The 19,288-nt window shown below is 41.9% G+C and carries 21 protein-coding genes; 12 read left to right on the top strand and 9 right to left on the bottom strand.

Annotated features, from left to right (window positions below; translation table 11 throughout):
• Positions 1-49: 49 nt before the first annotated feature.
• The 4 genes from BUC20_RS13480 to BUC20_RS13465 form a co-directional block, all read right to left on the bottom strand.
• Positions 50-697, bottom strand: coding sequence for a class I SAM-dependent methyltransferase (locus BUC20_RS13480; RefSeq protein WP_073231520.1), 648 nt, complete (start codon positions 695-697; stop codon positions 50-52).
• 107 nt (positions 698-804) lie between these two features.
• Positions 805-1,662 (bottom strand): helix-turn-helix domain-containing protein, encoded by an 858-nt coding sequence (locus BUC20_RS13475; protein ID WP_073231519.1) that lies wholly within the window; start codon positions 1,660-1,662, stop codon positions 805-807.
• Positions 1,663-2,154 carry a peptide-methionine (S)-S-oxide reductase MsrA gene (gene msrA, locus BUC20_RS13470; RefSeq protein WP_073231833.1) on the bottom strand — a complete coding sequence of 164 codons (492 nt, stop codon included), beginning with the start codon at positions 2,152-2,154 and terminating at the stop codon, positions 1,663-1,665. It abuts the gene before it with no gap.
• An 86-nt stretch (positions 2,155-2,240) separates the two neighbouring features.
• Positions 2,241-3,068 carry a helix-turn-helix transcriptional regulator gene (locus BUC20_RS13465; RefSeq protein WP_073231518.1) on the bottom strand — a complete coding sequence of 276 codons (828 nt, stop codon included), beginning with the start codon at positions 3,066-3,068 and terminating at the stop codon, positions 2,241-2,243.
• Positions 3,069-3,158: 90 nt separating this feature from the next.
• Between BUC20_RS13465 and BUC20_RS13460 the strand changes: the two genes are divergently transcribed.
• The 4 genes from BUC20_RS13460 to BUC20_RS13445 all read left to right on the top strand — a co-directional run bounded on the left by BUC20_RS13460 (position 3,159) and on the right by BUC20_RS13445 (position 6,326).
• Positions 3,159-4,124: an alpha/beta hydrolase gene (locus BUC20_RS13460; protein ID WP_073231517.1), complete on the top strand. Its 966-nt coding sequence runs from the start codon at positions 3,159-3,161 to the stop codon at positions 4,122-4,124.
• A gap of 4 nt (positions 4,125-4,128) precedes the next feature.
• Positions 4,129-4,707, top strand: coding sequence for an NAD(P)H-dependent oxidoreductase (locus tag BUC20_RS13455; RefSeq protein ID WP_073231516.1), 579 nt, complete (start codon positions 4,129-4,131; stop codon positions 4,705-4,707).
• An 81-nt stretch (positions 4,708-4,788) separates the two neighbouring features.
• The gene (locus BUC20_RS13450) at positions 4,789-5,646 is read left to right on the top strand and encodes an alpha/beta fold hydrolase (protein ID WP_073231515.1); all 858 of its coding nucleotides are present in this window, start codon (positions 4,789-4,791) and stop codon (positions 5,644-5,646) included.
• Between the two features lie 119 nt (positions 5,647-5,765).
• Complete coding sequence (locus tag BUC20_RS13445; RefSeq protein WP_073231514.1) at positions 5,766-6,326, top strand: LURP-one-related family protein; 561 nt, start codon at positions 5,766-5,768, stop codon at positions 6,324-6,326.
• Positions 6,327-6,337: 11 nt separating this feature from the next.
• On the opposite strand, the gene BUC20_RS13440 is transcribed toward BUC20_RS13445, so the two are convergent.
• Together BUC20_RS13440 and BUC20_RS13435 are read right to left on the bottom strand one after the other, a co-directional pair.
• Complete coding sequence (locus BUC20_RS13440) at positions 6,338-6,862, bottom strand: hypothetical protein (RefSeq protein WP_143166786.1); 525 nt, start codon at positions 6,860-6,862, stop codon at positions 6,338-6,340.
• 73 nt (positions 6,863-6,935) lie between these two features.
• Entirely contained in the window at positions 6,936-7,919 is a 984-nt protein-coding gene (locus BUC20_RS13435) for a helix-turn-helix transcriptional regulator (RefSeq protein WP_073231512.1), read from the bottom strand.
• 97 nt (positions 7,920-8,016) lie between these two features.
• Between BUC20_RS13435 and BUC20_RS13430 the strand changes: the two genes are divergently transcribed.
• The 3 genes from BUC20_RS13430 to BUC20_RS13420 all read left to right on the top strand — a co-directional run bounded on the left by BUC20_RS13430 (position 8,017) and on the right by BUC20_RS13420 (position 12,143).
• A complete protein-coding gene (locus BUC20_RS13430) occupies positions 8,017-10,437 on the top strand; it encodes a TonB-dependent receptor (RefSeq protein ID WP_073231511.1) in 2,421 nt (806 codons plus the stop codon).
• Positions 10,438-10,508: 71 nt separating this feature from the next.
• Positions 10,509-11,672, top strand: coding sequence for a PepSY-associated TM helix domain-containing protein (locus BUC20_RS13425; RefSeq protein WP_073231832.1), 1,164 nt, complete (start codon positions 10,509-10,511; stop codon positions 11,670-11,672).
• A 279-nt stretch (positions 11,673-11,951) separates the two neighbouring features.
• Complete coding sequence (locus BUC20_RS13420) at positions 11,952-12,143, top strand: cold-shock protein (protein ID WP_073231510.1); 192 nt, start codon at positions 11,952-11,954, stop codon at positions 12,141-12,143.
• Positions 12,144-12,205: 62 nt separating this feature from the next.
• On the opposite strand, the gene BUC20_RS13415 is transcribed toward BUC20_RS13420, so the two are convergent.
• Complete coding sequence (locus BUC20_RS13415) at positions 12,206-13,615, bottom strand: serine hydrolase (protein ID WP_073231831.1); 1,410 nt, start codon at positions 13,613-13,615, stop codon at positions 12,206-12,208.
• A gap of 158 nt (positions 13,616-13,773) precedes the next feature.
• Here BUC20_RS13415 and BUC20_RS33905 point away from each other — a divergent pair, with 158 nt between their 5' ends.
• Positions 13,774-13,944 carry a hypothetical protein gene (locus tag BUC20_RS33905; RefSeq protein ID WP_159441099.1) on the top strand — a complete coding sequence of 57 codons (171 nt, stop codon included), beginning with the start codon at positions 13,774-13,776 and terminating at the stop codon, positions 13,942-13,944.
• A gap of 8 nt (positions 13,945-13,952) precedes the next feature.
• Here the strand turns inward: BUC20_RS33905 and BUC20_RS13410 are convergent, their stop codons facing one another.
• Both BUC20_RS13410 and BUC20_RS13405 read right to left on the bottom strand, forming a co-directional pair.
• Positions 13,953-14,984, bottom strand: a complete 1,032-nt coding sequence (locus BUC20_RS13410; RefSeq protein WP_084528834.1) for a tetratricopeptide repeat protein — start codon at positions 14,982-14,984, stop codon at positions 13,953-13,955.
• Positions 14,985-15,046: 62 nt separating this feature from the next.
• Positions 15,047-15,886, bottom strand: coding sequence for an alpha/beta hydrolase family protein (locus BUC20_RS13405; protein WP_084528832.1), 840 nt, complete (start codon positions 15,884-15,886; stop codon positions 15,047-15,049).
• Between the two features lie 156 nt (positions 15,887-16,042).
• On the opposite strand from BUC20_RS13405, the gene BUC20_RS33690 reads away from it, so the two are divergent.
• The 4 genes from BUC20_RS33690 (at position 16,043) to BUC20_RS13390 (ending at position 19,240) form a co-directional block, all read left to right on the top strand.
• Entirely contained in the window at positions 16,043-16,360 is a 318-nt protein-coding gene (locus tag BUC20_RS33690) for a DUF6660 family protein (protein WP_143166785.1), read from the top strand.
• A gap of 181 nt (positions 16,361-16,541) precedes the next feature.
• The gene (locus BUC20_RS13400; RefSeq protein ID WP_084528830.1) at positions 16,542-17,333 is read left to right on the top strand and encodes a phosphatase PAP2 family protein; all 792 of its coding nucleotides are present in this window, start codon (positions 16,542-16,544) and stop codon (positions 17,331-17,333) included.
• A 125-nt stretch (positions 17,334-17,458) separates the two neighbouring features.
• Positions 17,459-18,022, top strand: coding sequence for an RNA polymerase sigma-70 factor (locus tag BUC20_RS13395; protein ID WP_073231507.1), 564 nt, complete (start codon positions 17,459-17,461; stop codon positions 18,020-18,022).
• A gap of 87 nt (positions 18,023-18,109) precedes the next feature.
• On the top strand, positions 18,110-19,240 hold the full coding sequence (locus BUC20_RS13390) for a FecR family protein (RefSeq protein ID WP_143166784.1): 1,131 nt from the start codon (positions 18,110-18,112) through the stop codon (positions 19,238-19,240).
• The last annotated feature ends 48 nt before the right edge of the window (positions 19,241-19,288 follow it).

Genomic DNA, 19,288 nt, shown 5'->3' with positions numbered 1-19,288 from the left:
TATTCTCTGCAATATAGAATAATTTACAGAATCAACAGAAAAATCCAACTTATTCCGAAGGCGTTCGTTTTACACCGACAAACCGGACTACAGCCCCTTTTCCGATGTGGTGTATTCCTTCGTTCAACTCGATTTCCTGTTCTCCGAGTATCAATAAGTCGTAATCTTCAAAGTCAGCGAGGATTTCTTCCTTAGAGAACAGCATATCCAGCTCTTTTGGCCCCCCTACTTTGGGATTGAGCCTGGTTAGCGCTAAATGATCTTTACAGAAGGCTTCTAAAATCACTACTCCTCCCGGTTTTAAATAGTTGCTTAATTTTTTATGAAAGGAGGATTTCTTTTCAGCCGAAAAATGAGCATATATCAATCCTATGGCATCAAAAGATTCCTTTTCAAACGCCAGCTCCTCCAAATCCCCAACAATATAACTGATGCTGACCTCCTTTTCTTTTGCCAGCTGTAGCGCCTTTGTTTTCCCTTCTGCGCTGAGATCAAAAGCAGTAACTTTCCAACCAGCTTCAGCCGCAAATACCCCATTACGGCCTTCTCCATCGGCCGGCATCAAAACAGATCCGGCTTCAAATTTCCGTAGCCATTCTTCAAAAAAAAGATTAGGACCTTTCCCATAAACGTAGTCCTCTACTTTGTACTCATTATCCCATTTATTCTTGTACGCTTCATCCCAGGATTTATTCATATCTGTCTATTTAAAATTTTATAAAAACATTAACGCCTCAGTTTCTTCAACAAAAGTAATCCAGGGGGAAAAGAAAAGAATAGGACAAAAATCCAGTTGTATAGGATTTATCTAAAATTATGTCGGAACTCTTCGGGCGAAGATCCGGTATGCTTTTTAAAGAACCTGATAAAATAAGAAACATCTTCATATCCCAGATGGTGGGCAATCTGATTGACCTGTCCTGATGTTGCCAGAAGGTACCTTTTAGATTCCAGTATCAGGTATTCATTGATCAGCACCAGGCAGGTTTTACCCAGTGTAGTTTTCGCAATTGCATTTAGCTGATAAGTGGAAAGGTTTAACATTTCTGCATACTCAGACACTTGTTTATGGCTAAAAACATGTATTTCCAAAAGCTCCAGGAATTTCTCCAGTTGCTCCTGCATATAAAGGTTCGCATGTGCTGCCGGACGGTTGTCTTGCTGTCGGAGCAGCCCGATAAAGAAAAGCTCCAGATTCGCTTTAATCGCCTCCTGATATCTTTCTTTTTTGTCTGAATGCTCCAAAAAGATATCATTCAAAACGCCATACAGTTTCTGAAAGCTGTCAGCAGGAAACTGATAATGATTAAAATGACTTGCCTTTCTCAATAACTGGCCGGAAGTTTTGTCCTGGGGAAAATAAAACTCATCTCTGAAGGAAATCAAATACCCCTTACTCCCCTCCTTTAATCCTATTTTATGTACCTGTCCGGGGCGCATAAAGAAAACAGAATGATCTGAAATTGTGTAAGGATTGAAATCTATGTCATGGAAACCAGCACCTTTTTCCAATGCAAGGATATAAAAGAAATCATGCCGGTGCAGTTCCTCCAGCATGTCTTTCCCATCCAATAGCTCCGTAATCTTCCGGATGTTAAATTTTCCGGATAATGCAGGCTCTGTACGTGTTACATACAGTTGCCTGATGGGGATGGTCTCCATTTAGCTCAGCTTCCAGTCGGGTCTTTCAAAGTGGCAGGTATATCCGTATGGGTTCTTTTGCAAATAATCCTGATGCTCAGCCTCTGCATTCCAGAAATCACTTGCCGGAACAACTTCTGTTACAATTTGCCCGGGCCATACACCAGATGCTTCCATTTCTGCGATTAAAGCATTCGCGGTTTCCTGCTGCGTTTCATCTGTATAGAAAATAGCAGAACGGTAAGAGCTGCCGATATCGTTTCCCTGTCTGTTTCTTGTGGTTGGATTATGAATCATGAAGAAATATTCCAGGAGTGCACGATAGGATAAAATTGAGGGATCAAACACAACCTCTATTCCTTCAGCATGTGTTCCATGGTTCCGGTAAGTTGCATTGGGTACATCACCTCCGGTATATCCAACCACCGTTGAAATTACGCCGGGATAATGTCTGATCAGTTCTTCAACTCCCCAAAAGCAACCGCCTGCAAGAATGGCTTTTTCAGTATTCATATAGCTTTCCATTTTAATTGAATAAAGGTACGTTGCTCATCCGGAAATGACAAGCCATAAGCTGTAATGCGTTTGTCATAGATCATTTACAGGGACAGGCGGTAGGCCCTCAGGCTCATCCCCCTATGGGTTTTAAAAAATTTATTGATATGGCTTTCGTCCGAAAAACCAAACTCCTCAGCGATTTCCCTGATTCTGACGTCACTGAATTTTAAACGGTGTTCGATCAAACGGATGCGGTAAGCGGAAATGTAATCCTGCAAGGTTTCCCCACATTGGTTCCTGAAGTAAGTGCCCAGGTATGTTTCAGAAATTCCAAACTTTTTGGCCATAACTGATACTTTCAATTTTTGAGGATTGTGAATATTTTCCTGAACATAGTCGATGATCTCCAGTATTTTCTTATCGCCATTTGGTTTCAGTCCCCGGGGTTTTGTTTTTATAAGATTTCTGGCAGCAATTACAATAATCGCATTCACAAAATGCCTTTTCAAATCTTCCAGATACAGATCCTGTTGTTGTATGGTTTGCAGCAAAGACTGCATGAGCGATTGTATCAGGAGGCGATCTGCTTCATTTTGAAGTATCGAACCGGATAAATGTGAGGCGTAAAACAACAAACATTCCATATGGTCAATGCTTTTCCACTGGTATTCTTTAATGTATCCTTTATCAAAGCGAATCACCAGGAAGGAAGATTCCCCCTGTAAATCATAGCTATGGGCATCATTGGGTGTAATCAGAAACAGATCCCCCGGCTCAAATAGCACTTTGTTTCCGTTTACCAGCTGGCTTCCTGTTCCGGAAAGCACATACACAAATTCAAAGAAGTTGAACTGTCTGTCTCTCAACGGACATACGGCTACCTGCTCATGATAAACTTCCAGCGACTGATATATATTCTCTTGTCCCATAAGACAAAACTACCGTTTTATACTAAAATTATACCTGTATATCACATATTATACAGTTTAATTTTGCTACTCATTAAAGAAGTTCAATCCATGGAAAACACATTATCACACCGCATAGATGAGGGACTGCTCAAAGCCATGTCAGCAAGTGAATGGTCCAAAATCCCATATGAGGCATTGCTGCAGCATAACCCCGTTCAGATACGTGAAGAAGAATCGAAATTATCAGCACAGGAAGTTGCTCCTGAGTTCCCTGCTGAGCTTGTTGTAGAAAACTTAGAGATTCCTTCTCAGGAAATCGGGATCAATATCAGGATTAGGGTGTACCGGCATAAAAACGGACTTCCGCAACCTGTTCTACTTTATTTTCATGGTGGCGCCTTTATTTTCGGAAATCCGGAGCAATATGATTTTATGCTTTGCGGCCTGGCTGCAGATGCCAGCTTAACCATTGTATCTGTTGATTACAGACTGGCACCGGAACATCCTTTTCCGGCAGCGCTGAACGACGGCTATCAGGTTTTGAAATGGCTTGCTGAAAACGCGAAATCAATTTCAGGCCGGAAAGACCAGATCATCATTGGCGGCAGTAGTGCAGGTGCTACCATCGCGATGTCTGTTGCTCATTTGGCAAGGGATCTGGGATTCCCTGAAATATGCCATCAGTACCTGCTTTATCCCCCTACAGATCACAGGCTTCAGACCGCTTCGATGGCTGAATTTGCTCATGCCCCAATGCATACCAGGAATTCAGCTTACCATATGTGGAGACATTATCTGGGAAAACACCATGATCATCCCCCAAAATATGCGGTGCCCCTGCAACAATCCAACTTTGATCAACTACCGGCGGCAACGATCGTCGTTTGTGAACTAGACCCTTTAAAAGATGAAGCCATCGCCTATTCTGCGAAACTCAGGGAAGCCGGCATAGATGCCCATCTGATCGAAATTAAAGGCGCTGTCCATGCTTTCGATTTCTTCCCCTGTGAATTGTCTGACACTTTTTACAAACAACAGGTTAACCTCTTAAAGAAAATTATAAAAAAACAATAAACGCATGAAAAACATCCTCGTCATCAATGGTCATCCTGATGCAGAAAGCTTTAATAAGCAGATTTCAAAAACATATATTCAAACCTTAGAAAATGCCGGAGCAGCACTCAGGTCTATTGATATCAGAAATTTAGATTTCAATCCCAATCTCCAATACGGTTACCGGAAGCGCACAGAACTGGAACCGGATTTACTTCAGGCACTTAAAGATATCCATTGGAGTGACCATCTGGTCTGGGTCTATCCAACATGGTGGCTCAGTATGCCTGCATTGATGAAAGGCTTTATTGACCGGGTATTTCTGCCCGGAATCACCTTCAGGACCATAGAAAAAGGAAAAAGCGAAGGTCTTTTGAAAGGAAAATCGGCAAGAATTATCACTACAGCAGATATGACAAGGCCGGAATATGAAGAGATCTACCGGTCAAGCGGTCTCGTTCAGTTCAAAACCGGAATATTGGAATATTGTGGCATAAGCCCTGTAGAAACAACCTATATAGGGCCTGTTTATGATTTAAATGAAAAATCCAAAAAAGAATGGCTCGAAGAAATTTCTTCCCTGGCCATTAAAGACTTGTCGTAATCACCCCTTTAAAATGTCTTTTTCACACATCACCAAACTACCCCGGGCTCTGTAGATTTGCTTCTACTAAACTCAAAGTATATGAAAATGTATCTATCAATTTTATGTTTAACGTTCTTATCGGCATCCTCTGCCCTCTTTGCTCAACAAGCCAAACCAGGCAAGGGCTATGCTTCAGTGAACGGTATCCAAATGTATTATGAAATCAGTGGTAAAGGCGAACCATTGGTATTACTTCATGGCGGGCTCGGCTCTACAGGAATGTTCAATTCAATTTTGCCTGCACTTATTGCGGACCGACAAGTAATTGCAGTAGATCTTTATGGACACGGACGTACTGCACTGGTAAATCGTCCTATGACCATGAAAGACATGGCAAATGATGTATCCGGACTGCTTCAGAAACTTGGATTAAAAAAAGCAGATATCCTTGGCTATTCTATGGGCGGTGGAGTGGCTTTACAACTGGCCTTCCAGCATCCGGATATGGTTCGTAAACTCGTGATTGTATCAGCAGGATTTGCAAGGGAGGGATATTTTCCGGAGATCCTCGCCATGCAGGAACAGATGAATGCAGGCACAGCGGAATTTCTTAAGAAAACACCAATTTACCAGTCTTATGTCTCTATTGCTCCCCGGCCTGATGATTTTTCATCATTGATAACAGCTACCAGTGAAATGATACGAAAGCCTTATGATTGGTCTGAAGACGTAAAAAAACTCCGTATGCCTGTGCTACTGATATATGGTGATGCCGATATGATCAGGACTGAGCACATGGTCCAGTTCTATCATTTATTAGGTGGGGGTCTGAAGGATGCTGGCTGGAACCGGGAGCATATGTCTCAAAACCGATTGGCGATCTTACCTAACCTTACTCACTATGAAGTGTTCCAGGCCCCTGAGACAGTAAAAGCAGTCACGCAATTTTTAAAATGATGAACAGCTTTTTTTAATGCCCGGAAGACTACAATGAGTCTACTCCTCATAAATAGACCTCCGTTATCCTCCATTTTCTAAGAAAATGGAGGTATTATTGACAGATCATCTAATCAATTATGATTATAACTATTCATCAAAAGAAACTGTCAATAGGTGATCAATACGATATTGCCTTAAATGGAGCGCCAAAGTATACTGCGTCCAGAGCAGTACTCCAATGGCTGGCAGAGATTTTCGTCTTTGATGTTTCGTCTAAACAGCAACAGCTTAAAATCAATCGCCGGTTCCAATGGTTCAATGCGAAGTATGAGATTTCTTCTGGCCATAGCCAATGTTTTTTTAAAACCATTTCCTATCTGAAATCTCATTATCAATGTCAATGCGCTGGGGATACATATGATATCTACGCCCATCGTGGCAGGAAATATTCCATCTTTAAAAATAACCGTCAGGTGGCTTACTGGGAACATGCCCTATTCACCTGGCTGGAAGGGGATCAATACCGGATTACCGCAGATGATGACAGTTGTGCGGAGCTACTGATCGCCTTTTGCCTGATCATAGACAATTATGTTTATGGCAACCATGGAGAAAGCTTACTGACCATAAACTGGGGATATTTTGGACTGGAGGCAAAACCATTTGATCCTGCCTGGGAACATCTTAAGCTTGACTAAAAGATCCTGTTCTAATCTGTAAATTCAATCCAGTCCTTTTGGATATAAACTACCCCTTTCATTCCATCATCATTATTTACGCTTATTTCTGCAAACTGATCCCCATTTGACCTCAGCTTTAACTTAAGCCCATTCATTTCACTTGTTTCATAATAGGCACCATATGGACATTTGTAAGGGTTTTCCTTTACATCACTGGTAAAAATGGACAATAGAAACATTTTTTTTGAATTGGTATCTGGTCTTTCATAACCAAAAATCCTATGATCGGACCTCATTTGTGCAGTCAGCCAAATGGTACTATCCTTCCTCGAAACCCTGGCTCTGTTCATCTGAGCGGAATCAATTGTTTCAATCGATCCTGTCGTTTTCGTTGAGCTGCTGTCAACTTTAAGTGCCGGAGTTTCTGTCCTGGTTTGCACAGTAGCCACACTATCGGTAACCCCTCTGTTTACTTTGGCCTGAGCGGATTTCTTTTCATCATTACAGCTTGCAAAAAGCAATAAGACAAACATTGCTGTCAATCGTATTTTCATCTTTGATCTTTATCATCATAAACCTACGAAGTTTTCTGCTATCGCCTGCCTAAAAAAATGAATCAGGCAGAAATCAATAATCACCATGCCGGATCTGACTTGGCAAATAACCATAATGACGTTTGAAGGCATTGGTAAAATGTTGCTGGTGACGGTAACCTGCTGCAATAGATGCCTCACTAACCGTACTCCCGGAAAGGATCAGCCCCCGTGCGTGATCCAACCTTACTTTAGTCAGATGACCAAAAAGTGTATCACCAAATAAACGCTTGAACTCTTTTTTTAGCTTAAAATCATTTATTCCGGCAATCTGAGAGAGCTGTAATATCGTTTTCGGCTGGTGCAGGTTTTCAGCAATCAGCTCTTTCACATAATACAATTTATCTATATCCGAAGGGTTTAGGCTTGCTCTTTTTTCTTCCTCCCCTGTACATTGACTCAGCTGCATCAATAGCAGTTCCGTCACCTTACACTCCAGTAATACCTTTTTCATCAAACCCTGGTAGGGGCAATTTCTGATGTCCTGAATCAGGTTACGCATCTGCATATTGATGGGCATGGGTTTTGAGGAAAGAAGTTGGGCTGAGTTGTTGCTAATTGCTTTTCCAAAATGCAGGAGTACATCCAGATTCCCTGAAAACACCCGGTTTAAGAAATCAAAGGTGAGTTTTATCTCTAATGTTGACCGGTTTCTGTGATAGCTTAAGCGTCCTTTAACCTCCGGAAGATAAAAAAGCTGATGATGATTTCCGCAGATCTCCACATCAGGAATAGCACCAATACCACTTTCAAAAAGAGAATATCCTTCCAATTCAAACTGCATTTTCAGAAAAGGGAAATCATGCTGCACATCTATCTGATAAGCTTCCTTCAATTCAACATGCCGTTCCTCTATATGGATACCCTGTAAAAAAGTACTGCGAACCCGCTCCTTAAAACACGCACAATCCACAGACCGGCCAGTTTCTTCGATCCCTCCTTCTGCGTTAAACCCATCAGGGTACTTTACAATATGACACCGTTCTGCAAACGTGCTGCTTTTAAAAATACTTTTCATCCCAAATTCGGCGATAATACTCCCATTAGCGTTAACTCCCGGTGCAAATTACAAATAAATTTGCAGCAATTTATAATAAGTCTAAATAGTAATCTATATGAAAAGACCCTTACTTATACAGATCAGGCCACTCTTCTTTACACTGAGCCTGGTCTTTCTCTTTCTCCACCCCATATCTTTGTTTGCACAAAAAACCGGCTCCGTAAATGGCAGCATTAAAACAAATGACCAAGAGGCCCTGCCTTATGCTACTGTAACGCTAAAGGATACGCGTTTTGGAAGTATGGCCAATGAAAGGGGTGATTTTAAATTTGATGCGCCATCCGGGACTTACATTCTGACTGTTACCTATGCCGGTTATGTCACTACAGAAAAAAAGATAACAGTGGTTAATGGCCAAAGTACAGATGCGGGGGTGCTGATCGTGAATTCAGCAGCCAACCAACTCAGGGAGGTTGTGGTTGCGGATATCCAGAAGAATAAATATTCAAAGAAAAATACCAGCACCGTTGCCCGGATGCCGCTCTCTGATTTAGAGAATCCACAAGCTTACAGTGTAGTAGGCAAGGATTTCATGCAGGAACTCGTCGCTACAGACTTCAACTCTGCAGTAATGAGCGTACCTGGCGCAGTGGTAAACAATGGAATCAATGATAGTGGAAACGACATTACCCTAAGGGGCTTTATCACCAATGCAACCTTCAGAAATGGCTTAGCAGTTAGCCCGAGAACACAGAGCGACATTGTTAATGTTGAGCGGGTTGAAGTACTGAAAGGTCCTTCAGCTACACTTTTTGGAGGCGCTATGTCTACTTACGGAGGCGCTGTCAATACGGTTACAAAAAAGCCTTTTGAAAGTTTTCGTGGAGAAGTAGGTTACACCACAGGAAGCTGGGGAATGAACAGGTTAACGGCGGATATCAATACCCCACTGAATAAAGACCGGACTGCCCTGCTTCGTTTTAATGCTGCCGGCTTTACCCAAAACAGCTTTCAGGATGCAGGATTCAATAAAGGAGCTGCATTTGCACTCAGCATGTCTTTCAAAACCAGCGAGCGGACCACGGTTCGTTTCGATGCAGATTATTATGCACCAAACAAAACATTAAATGCTTATGTCAGAAATTCAAACATCCTAACCGTAGGTTCAATTGCGGAACTGCCCGGAATCCATGACCGTACATTTACCAGTAATGACCTCGGGACAAAAAGGACCACCTTAAATGCGATGGCAGAGATCGAGCATAAGATCTCTGATCACTGGACTTCCAGAACCTCCTATCAACATACAGAATCAGGAGAAAAGGGATCGATCTTCCTCGTACTGAGTTACCTGAATAACACACAGATTTCCAGGGGGATCAGACCATTTGATGTATTTGAACTGACATCAGATAATATTCAGCAGAATTTCGTAGGTGATTTTAAAATCGGCCAGCTTAGAAACAGATTGGTAGTAGGAGGAGATTATCTGTACCGCAAGACTTACAATCAATATGCTACATTCAATACAGGTACTGTTGCTGCCCCACGTTACAGTGTATTTATGCCTTATGATGAGGTCACTCTGAATGCAACTTCTCCATCGCAGTCGATCAGCAGAAGTACCATTACACAAAAGGACAATGCACTCAGGTCATCAACAACAGCCCAGGCAGATATGAATTTCAGTTTTAGTGCTTATGCTTCAAATGCGATCAACCTCACCGACTGGATCATCGCCATGGCCGGCTTACGTGTAGACCGTTATGAAGTAAAAAGAAGTTTAAATAATGGTGTGGCACTTAGCAATAATTACACTCAGGTCCAGTATTCACCAAAATTCGGCCTGGTCATTCAGCCGATCAAAGATGTACTCACCCTGTTTGGAAATTATTCCAATGGATTCACCAATAACCAACCAGGTTTAGGTGCCAATCAGGAAATTGTCCAGTGGAAACCAACTCAGGCTTTTCAAACTGAAGGGGGTATTAAGGCTGAATTGTTTGAGGGCAGGTTCAGCACTACGATCAGTTATTATGACATCAAGGTTAAAGATGTGCTGAATAACCTTCCTGATGGCACACAGGAACAAAACGGCAATCAACGCAGTAAGGGTTTCGAAGCCGAATTCATCGCCAATCCCATCGAAGGACTCAATCTGATTACCGGTTATGCTTATAATGACAACCGTTATACCAATTACATCTCCGGAAAGAATAATTATACCGGAAACCGTGCCCCATGGGTGCCTGAGCATACCTTTAACTTCTGGGCAAGCTATAAGCTCCTTTCGGGAAAAGCCAAAGGTCTGGGGCTGGGTGCAGGTGCAAATTATGCCGCTAAAGCCTATCTGGATCAGGCAAACAAAGCCATCGTTCCTGCTTTTACTACGATTGGAACCACATTATTCTACGACCAGCCAAAATATCGTGTTGCATTAAAAGTGAATAACCTGGCCAATAAAACCTCTTGGAATTTCTATGGACAGCCGCAAAATCCGCGTCAGTTCGTCGCCAATGTTTCTTACAAATTCTAAAAAACACCAATGCGCTCTTATTGCCGGAATCAAACAGATTGATTCCGGCTTTTACACCTAAAACCATACTGATGAAAAAAGGGAATAAAACTACCTTCGGAAAAGTGATTGCCTGGATCCACCTCTGGCCTAGCCTGGTATCTGCTTTGATCTTAATATTTGTCTGTCTCACCGGAACCATCATTGTTTATTGCGATGAGATTATAGATCTGGTCAACAAAGATGTATTATATGTAAAGGAAATAAAGGACAGTAAAATTCCGATAGACCGGATTCTCGCTAATTTTAAAGAGGAGTTTCCGGAACGGAAAAACCCGGGATACATGATCCTCTATAAGGACCCCTCAAGAAGCATCAAATTCAACTCATTTGACAAAGACAAGGGACTCCGCTTCGTTTATATGGATCCTTATACCGGAAAAGTATTAAAAGATGATGGGACGATACACTTCTTCTATGTTATGGCTCACCTGCACTCCTCCCTCCTCTGGCATGGCGTTGGCGATTGGATTGTAGCGATAGCGACCATTATTTTCCTTCTGGAACTGATTACCGGATTGGTGTTATGGTGGCCCAATAAATGGACTAAAACCACCCGGAACCAAAGCTTCAAAGTAAAATGGAATGCGAAATTTAAAAGACTGAATTATGACCTTCACAATGTATTGGGCTTTTATGCCTTTGCCATTTGCATGGTATTAACAGTTACCGGACTAATCATTTCCTTTAAACCACTAGCACAACTTACCGTAGGCAGCTTTGGTGGGGCCACCGATCATTCCTGGGAAAAACAGTTGCCTCAGTTTCAACCCGAAAATGAAGCGGTAGAGTTGAATTCGGCAGTCAGAAGGTACTTCCAGAAGATACCCAATGCCGAAGCTGCTCAAGTGAGCACCTTCAGAATGGATAGTTCCGGTTATTATGCAATTAACTTCGCCAAACGTATAGGTTTGAAAAGTGCAGAAGACAGTCAGCCTGTTTTTATTGACAAATATACCGGCAAGGATGCCAGCGTAGACAATTCTGCTCTGTTACATGAAAAGATAGAAAACACTTACTGGGCTTTACATATGGGGACCTGGATGGGCTGGTTAGGCAAGCTCATCACCTTTACCGGAGGCCTGATTGCCACCAGTTTACCGATTACCGGTTTTTACATCTGGTGGGGACGCCGAAAAAAAACGAGACCAGCTTCTGTAAACAAAACGCCTCAGAAAACATTAAAGATCGCCTGATATGCACATAAAAATATGCTTTACCTAAAGGACATGATCAAGTTAAACTTTATCCTCCTTTTTCTAAACTCCAGTACTAAGCTCTGAATACATCCCTTACCCGGAAATTCCGAAGAATTTTGTCCTGAAAGAGTTTTTTGGCCATAAATACAAAAAACTTAAACGACTGAAATACAGGCGTTTTAAATAAAAAAAACCAGATAACTTTTAAAATTCCCTAAACAAACCATAAATTAAACTGTTATAAACAATCAACAACAATCATTAATTAAAGGAATCATGCCAGAAGGAACAGTAAAATTTTTCAATGAAACAAAAGGATTTGGTTTTATCGTACCCGATAACGGGGATGCTGAAATATTTGTACACGTTTCAGGACTAAGCTCTCCCGTTAGAGAGAACGACAAAGTCACCTATGAGGTTGAAAACGGGAAAAAAGGACTTAACGCAACAAACGTAAAAAAAGTCTAATCAAAAAAACACGTTAAAGCAACCCTATTTGGGCTGCTTTAACCTGAAACCCAGCCATCTTGCTATTTTAACAATCTTTCCAGTACTTTCTTCCCTCCATTATTATTTGGATTTAACTCCACGGATTTTCGGTACATCTGGATGGCCTCCTGCTTATTTCCATATTTTAAAAGCGCCTCACCATAGCTATCATAAGCATTCCAGCTATCAGGATAAAGTAAGGTAATCAGCTTAAAAATTTCAACTGCTTCTCTCATTTGTTTGTTGCTTAACATACGGTATGCCCAATCATTTAAATCCGCTTCTGAAGGATTAAAGCTTGTATTTTTCTTTTTCAATTCATTATACGCCAGCAAAGTATTTTCAAACCCTTGTCCTTTCAGCTTCATTCTTAATGCGGAAATTGGATCATAAGCAGGTATTTCCGGATGGTAGAAACCGGCAATTTCATCGATAAAATCTTCGGGATAAGCACCCGCTAAATTTGTCAACACCACAATCGCCAGGTCATCATCCGGGTAGACAAAGAAAGCGGATCTTCCTCCTCCGGTAGCAATTACAGCACGATGCTTTTGACGCGGCTTTGCCATCCAGCCCAATGCCCATTGCGTGGCTTTACCATTATTATAGCTTCCGGTGGTCCAAAGGGTATTTATGGCATCCCTGGTTTTTAGAAGTGCTCCTTTTTGTAAAGCAATGATCCAGTTTGCCAGGTCTTCGGCAGTGCTGTTGAGTCCGGAAGCAGTGCGCCTGAACAAAGGAAACTCCGCATAATTATTGATCAGTTTATCTTCTTTTAATCTTTGCCCATCTATAAATGAAACATATTTATAAGTCTGGGTCATATGGGGAATGACATCTCTGGAATCTGCAAAAACCGTTCTTTTCATCTTCGCCACATTGAATTGCCTTTCCCTGAAAAATGCGTCAAATGGCTGACCACTGAACTTATCAATGAGCTTACCCAATAAAGCATAATTGGTCTGGTTGTAGCTAAATTGTTCGCCAGTTTTAGACTCCATGGGCATCGTTTTGACTTTCGCCCATAATGCCTCTTCATTTGCAAACCCGGTAAGCCCGTTAGTTGCAGGATTTAATAAGTTGAGCAAGTTGGGTAAACCTGAAACATGGGTTAATAACTGCTTTATTTTTATAGGCTGCCAATTGACAGGTAAGCTGTCTAAATAATGCGAAATGGGCGCATTGAGGTCTATTTTACCCTCCTCTGCCAACTGCATTATTGCGACTCCCGTAAAAGCCTTAGTGCAGGAGTTGATGGCAAAGATACTTTGATTTTTTACGGGGATTGAATCCTGAAGATTGCCAATCCCGTAAGATTTTAGCAGAACGATTTTTCCTTTGCTGACCACAGCAACCTGAAGTCCGGGGATCCTTCTTTCTTTCATTTCCTGTTTCAGGAAAGATTCCAATTGCTTTTCCTGTGCGGATAGCCGGAATATAGCTCCAGTCATTAAAAGAAACAATATTAACGCAGTCTTGACATATTTTTTGCTGTGGTTCTCCATTTACGTCGGGTTTAGATTTCAGACAGTAATTAAATCCTTGTGTTTAATCAGGTTCCAATTTCGGTGTTCTCTCATAAGACGGACAACACATCAAATAGTGACATATGGGTTATGATCTTAATTTCTGGAAATATAAAAAAGGGATCTACCCCGATAACCAGGAGGTCTATGAAAAAGGTTCTAATGGAGAAATAATTGAAGGACTGGAAGAATTGCCCATAGACCAGATCCGGCAGGAGATTGCTGATGAATTCCGGGAAATGGAAGAACTATAATTCTTCCGCTATTGCTCTGCAGGGTCTTTCGCAGTCAGCCTTTTCGCTTTTTCAAAATCAGCGTCTGCCAATACTGTTTTACCCATTCGCTTATAAACTTCAGCGCGGCCCTGATAAGCTTCCTGATATTCGGGATCAAGTAATACCGCTTTGGTAAAATCATCAAGTGCCAGCTGATTTTTATTCAACTCCATATATGCTTTTCCCCGTCCGCGGTAATATCTGGGCAACTTTGGTTTTAAAGAAATGGCCTTTGTAAAATCATCAACAGCCAATTGATACTGCTTATTTTTGTAATAAACTGCTCCACGGTTATATACCGCATCCTCCAATCCAGGTTCTAATTCAATTACTTTTCCAAAGTCTTTAATTGCAGCTTCATAATTATCTTTGCTATAGTAGGCTGCAGCACGGGCCTGATAAGCCTGGTTATTCTTCGGGTCAAGTAAGATCACTTTTGTGAGGTCTTCAATCCCGGCATCGTAATTATTCCGGATGACATTGATCGTCCCCCGCCCCAGATAGGCAGCGACATTTTTATCTCCCGCCAATTGAATGGCTTTATTGAAATCAGCAAATGCGGAATCCAGCTCTTTACTTAAAAAATAGATGTTCCCCCGAAAGCTATAACAGGTATGACAATCCGGATTTCGGGAAATGACTGAAGAAAGATCATTTATTGCTTTTTTGGGTTCATTTAACGCGGCATAGGCCGAAGCCCTGAGATGATAATAAGAATCCACCTGCCGCGGCTTCAATTCAATGGCCAGGTTCAGCGTCTGCACGGCATTTTCATAATCCCGGCTGGCATAATAAGCCGAAGCGAGACTATAATAAATCGTGTCGGCAGGATTTGACTTTATTGCTGCTGAAAACATCTTTATAGCTTCCGCATAATTTCCCTTCTCATATTCTTTAATACCTGTTGAATAAACTTCGGTTGATTTTCCAGTTACAGAGGCCTGATTCTGGGCAAAAACAGGCCATGTGATCATTGTTCCTATAAATAGCAGAGTTCCTGTTAGCAGTTTCCTTTTCATTACCTCAATAACGTTGTTCTACTCCTAAATAGTTTCTGCGTTAAGATTGTTTTACCAAATGCTCATCTTTCGATTTCCTGTAACAGGATCTCCCAGATTTTAGCTCTTGATTTCTCCTGAAAGACACCAAAATGTCCTATTTGCTTCATCCCAAAATCTTGAGGACTTAAATGCAGTCTTTTCACCGTTGCCCCACTGTATTTTCCGGTTAACCATTCTACATTTTTCACAGGCGCAAAATGGTCATCTTCAATACTGATTGAGGTTAATGGCGTAGCTATCTGCTCATAATACAAGTCCTTTTCATCGAGATCACCAAAAAGATAATCAGGGTCCATACACCATTTGCACCACTGTTTCGCTACGTTTTTAGGCAGATTTTCCATACCTGTAACTTTCTTGGAAGGCAGATAACCGAAGAGGTTGATCAGCACTGGAAAAACAATATTCCAGTTGGCCCACATTCTGTACCTGATGAAACCAGTCCAGAATTTCCAATAACCTGTCTGAGCCGCTACCAGAATCACTTTCGAGACCTTAAGGGCAGATACCGACAAGCCAATGAGTTGTCCGCCGATGCTATGTCCCAACAAATTGATTTTTGACGTCGGGTAATGTATTTTCACATATTTTAATACCGCCTCCAGATCTGTTCTACCCCAATCAGCAGCGTTACTGTTGTTCCTTTTGATGGCCTCTTGTAAAGAATGTCCGATTCCTGAATAGTCAAATGTGATTACGGTGATCCCACTGGCAGAAACAAATTCTGAAAAACGCTTATAATAAGATTGTTTTACTCCTGTAGCAGAAGAGATGACCAACACAGTATGGCTATCCTTCGCTTCAAAAATGGTTGCAGTAATGAAATGTTCTTTGTCTGTTTTAATTTGAAACATACTCATATCCGGGGTTCTTTATTAAGGCTCACACTAAATATTTACAGGCCTGGCAATTGCCTGTAAAATAAAGGTATAAGAATTACGTTCATCAAACAACCGGAAGGAATTTAATGAAAACTTCCCGGAAGAAAGCTTTTTTATATATTTAGCAAAAAAACTGTGAAGATATTATCCCTGATATTGACCTTAATTATCACTGGCATGAGTTTCCTGCCATGTGAGGATGAGCAGGTCAGTCTCTTATCTTCATCAGGATCAGTCATCAGCAAATCAGATGCTCATGATCAGGGCGACTCATTAAAAGACCTCTGTTCTCCATTTTGTATTTGTGCCTGTTGCAATATGATGGCCGTTGTAAAAGAAGGCTCAACCTCTTTGAACGTTCCATTCAAACAAGGCCGGACAAATCCGGATAGTTATTCAGAAGGCATTATCCATGCAAACTATTCCATCTGGCAACCGCCGAAATTCAGTTAATCCACATTAAACAGTTATTGTTTACCCATCCTTCGGGATGAATGCTCGTCTCCTACTATTGGATTTGAGCAACTCTTCCATTCATCAGTTTACAGCTGTTTTTCAGCTCAAAACTATAAATGGATATTCCATCTATTTAGTCATTAATCCGCCGGTGATGATTGCGCCGTAAATCATTAAAATGAAAAATTACTTCTTTTTCGCATCAATGTTCTTGATGCTATATACTTCCACCCTATTTGGTCAGGAAATACCTGTAGTTCCTTCTGCCAAAACAGATACCTTGAATCAAATCCAACTGCGATCAGGACAAGAGTTCAAAAACTCCATTCGTCTTACTGCTACGATCATCCCAACCGTTGCATTGGCTTATGGTTTTGTCAAACTGAATAACAATGCACTCACCAATCTCGATGAACAGGCAAAACGTGAATTCTACAGCGAGCATCCCCACCGCAAATTCAGGGTTGATGATTACCTGCAATTCGCACCCGGAGCAGCGGTATTTGCTTTAAATGGCCTGGGGATTAAAGGAAAAAACAGTCTCCTTGATCAAAGTGGAGTTTACCTGCTCTCCAATATCATCCTGAATACGACTACTCAAAGCCTGAAAAGAATCACCAATGTAACCCGCCCTGATGGCACATCCAATGCTTTTCCTTCCGGTCATGCCGCAGAAGCATTTGCTTCGGCAGAATTTCTCCGGCAAGAATATGGGGATATCTCTGTCTGGTATAGCATTTCGGGTTATTCTGCGGCTTTTGCAGTCGGTTATTTAAGAATGTACAACAACAAACATTGGCTTAGCGATGTCATTGCAGGGGCCGGACTTGGCGTATTGTCTACACAAGCTTCGTATTGGTTATATCCTAAAATCAAGCGGCTGTTTTCGTCCAAATCCAATAACAACACCCTTATCATGCCCTCCTATAACCGTGGCAACATCGGTCTGGGGATGGTAAAAACATTTTAACCTCTTTTTCCCATTTTTGGATTCATTCCGGAAATGGGAAATCTTTGGTGATCACAAAATGCATTTATCATTAAGTTTCTTTTGATCAAAAACTTTATTTATGTACGTTAGTATCACCAAACAAAATGTCCTACAAACACCATAATGATCAGGAACTAACAGATTTACTCAAGTCCGGTGACGGCCTGGCGTATGCTGAAATTTACCAGCGCTACCATGCAGCCTTATACATCCACGCTTTTAAAAGGCTTCAGCTAAGGGAAGAATGCAGGGACCTGGTGCATGAACTGTTCACCACCTTATGGATCAGGCGTCAGGAAATCACGTTTAAAACCACGCTATCCGGCTACCTTTATACCGCCATCAGGAATAGAATATTCGACCTTCTTGCCAGAAAAAAGCTCAAAACATCCTATACCCAGTCTATCCAGCAATTTGCAGAAACCGGGATCGTCACTACCGATCACCTGGCCCGTCAAAATCAGCTCACAGCCATCATAGATCAGGAAATCGCCAACCTTCCCGAACGCACCCGCCAGATCTTTGAACTGAGCAGGAAGAAATTTCTCAGTCATCAGGAAATTGCCAAAGAGCTCAACCTTTCCGAGCAAACCGTAAAAACGACAGTAAACAACGCCTTAAGGGTGCTACGCATTAAGTTTGGTTCTATGATGTTTCTCTCCCTATAATTTTTTTTAAATTCCTTTACCCCCAGGCCCATTCTGCTTCGTCTTTAACCCTTGAATGCGGAAGGTACGCTCCTTCCCCCGCTAAAAATGATGCAACAAGAGGAAATAGACAAGCTTTTACAGAAAAAACAGGCAGGCAACTGCAACCCTGAAGAAATCGCTTTTTTAGAAAGCTGGTATGCGCAATGGAACAAAGATCTTCCCCTGGGCTTAACCGCAGAAGAATTACATGAAGACCTGCTTGCTATTAAAAACAGGACCAGTACCCTTCCTGCTCCAGCCAAATCAAGAAAACTAAACCAGGGTTTATGGATGGCAGCATCGCTGTTCCTCATCCTGAGTACCGGGCTTTACTTTTACCTGCAGCAACAAAATTCCCCTTACAATTTAGCCCGTCATGACATTGAGCCCGGCAGCAATAAAGCTACAGTAACCCTGGCAAATGGTCAAAAGATTGATTTAAGCAGCCTTAAAGGTGGCGTAATGATTGACAAATCCGGTCTGGAATATAACGACGGCACCAACATCAGCGAAATTGCTGCCGATAAAGGAATCCCACAGCAGCTTACCTTATCTACACCCAATGGAGGCCAATACCACATCACACTTTCTGATGGAACCCGGGTGTGGTTAAATGCTGCATCCTCATTGAAATTTCCCTCCAGCTTTGCCGGCCTTAAAGAACGCCGGGTTGAGCTAATTGGCGAAGCCTATTTTGAAGTAAGCCATCAGGCAAAACAGCCTTTCCGTGTTCAGACCGCCGGACAAATCGCAGAAGACCTGGGCACTTCCTTTAACATCAATAGCTATGCTGATGAACCAACCGGCAAAACTACGCTCATTGAAGGAAGTATGCAGATTCAAAGCTTAAAAGCACCACAGGATAAACAACCAACTTTGTTAAAACCTGGCCAGCAGGCCGCGATGAGCGCTACAGGTGCAATCAGTTTACGTCTGGTCAATACCGAAGAAGCATTGGGCTGGAAAAACGACAATTTCATCTTCGATGGAGAGGATTTGAAATCTGCCATGCGCAAGATTGCTCGATGGTACAATATAGAAGTCATTTATGAACCCGGTGCCAAAGCCAGTTCAACGCTTATTCTGGATGGACTCGTTTCCAGAAAAAGCAAACTGTCTGAAGTGCTGAAATGGATAGAAACCATAGGTGGTGTTCGTTTCAAGATAGAAGGAAGGAGGGTCACTGTGACGGAATAACTACTTCACCTCCATGCCAAATCACCAGGGGTGCTGCAAACACCCCCG

The sequence above is a fragment of the Pedobacter caeni genome (genome assembly GCF_900129215.1).
Lineage (GTDB): Bacteria > Bacteroidota > Bacteroidia > Sphingobacteriales > Sphingobacteriaceae > Pedobacter > Pedobacter caeni.
This window is presented reverse-complemented; position numbering and strand designations above follow the sequence as displayed.

What these genes read in the sequence shown, in the direction of transcription:
- BUC20_RS13480 (WP_073231520.1), bottom strand. Translation starts at nt 697, where the DNA reads ATGAATAAATCCTGGGATGAAGCGTACAAGAATAAATGGGATAATGAG.
- BUC20_RS13475 (WP_073231519.1), bottom strand. Translation starts at nt 1,662, where the DNA reads ATGGAGACCATCCCCATCAGGCAACTGTATGTAACACGTACAGAGCCT.
- msrA (WP_073231833.1), bottom strand. Translation starts at nt 2,154, where the DNA reads ATGAATACTGAAAAAGCCATTCTTGCAGGCGGTTGCTTTTGGGGAGTT.
- BUC20_RS13465 (WP_073231518.1), bottom strand. Translation starts at nt 3,068, where the DNA reads ATGGGACAAGAGAATATATATCAGTCGCTGGAAGTTTATCATGAGCAG.
- BUC20_RS13460 (WP_073231517.1), top strand. Translation starts at nt 3,159, where the DNA reads ATGGAAAACACATTATCACACCGCATAGATGAGGGACTGCTCAAAGCC.
- BUC20_RS13455 (WP_073231516.1), top strand. Translation starts at nt 4,129, where the DNA reads ATGAAAAACATCCTCGTCATCAATGGTCATCCTGATGCAGAAAGCTTT.
- BUC20_RS13450 (WP_073231515.1), top strand. Translation starts at nt 4,789, where the DNA reads ATGAAAATGTATCTATCAATTTTATGTTTAACGTTCTTATCGGCATCC.
- BUC20_RS13445 (WP_073231514.1), top strand. Translation starts at nt 5,766, where the DNA reads ATGATTATAACTATTCATCAAAAGAAACTGTCAATAGGTGATCAATAC.
- BUC20_RS13440 (WP_143166786.1), bottom strand. Translation starts at nt 6,862, where the DNA reads ATGAAAATACGATTGACAGCAATGTTTGTCTTATTGCTTTTTGCAAGC.
- BUC20_RS13435 (WP_073231512.1), bottom strand. Translation starts at nt 7,919, where the DNA reads ATGAAAAGTATTTTTAAAAGCAGCACGTTTGCAGAACGGTGTCATATT.
- BUC20_RS13430 (WP_073231511.1), top strand. Translation starts at nt 8,017, where the DNA reads ATGAAAAGACCCTTACTTATACAGATCAGGCCACTCTTCTTTACACTG.
- BUC20_RS13425 (WP_073231832.1), top strand. Translation starts at nt 10,509, where the DNA reads ATGAAAAAAGGGAATAAAACTACCTTCGGAAAAGTGATTGCCTGGATC.
- BUC20_RS13420 (WP_073231510.1), top strand. Translation starts at nt 11,952, where the DNA reads ATGCCAGAAGGAACAGTAAAATTTTTCAATGAAACAAAAGGATTTGGT.
- BUC20_RS13415 (WP_073231831.1), bottom strand. Translation starts at nt 13,615, where the DNA reads ATGACTGGAGCTATATTCCGGCTATCCGCACAGGAAAAGCAATTGGAA.
- BUC20_RS33905 (WP_159441099.1), top strand. Translation starts at nt 13,774, where the DNA reads ATGGGTTATGATCTTAATTTCTGGAAATATAAAAAAGGGATCTACCCC.
- BUC20_RS13410 (WP_084528834.1), bottom strand. Translation starts at nt 14,984, where the DNA reads ATGAAAAGGAAACTGCTAACAGGAACTCTGCTATTTATAGGAACAATG.
- BUC20_RS13405 (WP_084528832.1), bottom strand. Translation starts at nt 15,886, where the DNA reads ATGAGTATGTTTCAAATTAAAACAGACAAAGAACATTTCATTACTGCA.
- BUC20_RS13400 (WP_084528830.1), top strand. Translation starts at nt 16,542, where the DNA reads ATGAAAAATTACTTCTTTTTCGCATCAATGTTCTTGATGCTATATACT.
- BUC20_RS13395 (WP_073231507.1), top strand. Translation starts at nt 17,459, where the DNA reads ATGTCCTACAAACACCATAATGATCAGGAACTAACAGATTTACTCAAG.
- BUC20_RS13390 (WP_143166784.1), top strand. Translation starts at nt 18,110, where the DNA reads ATGATGCAACAAGAGGAAATAGACAAGCTTTTACAGAAAAAACAGGCA.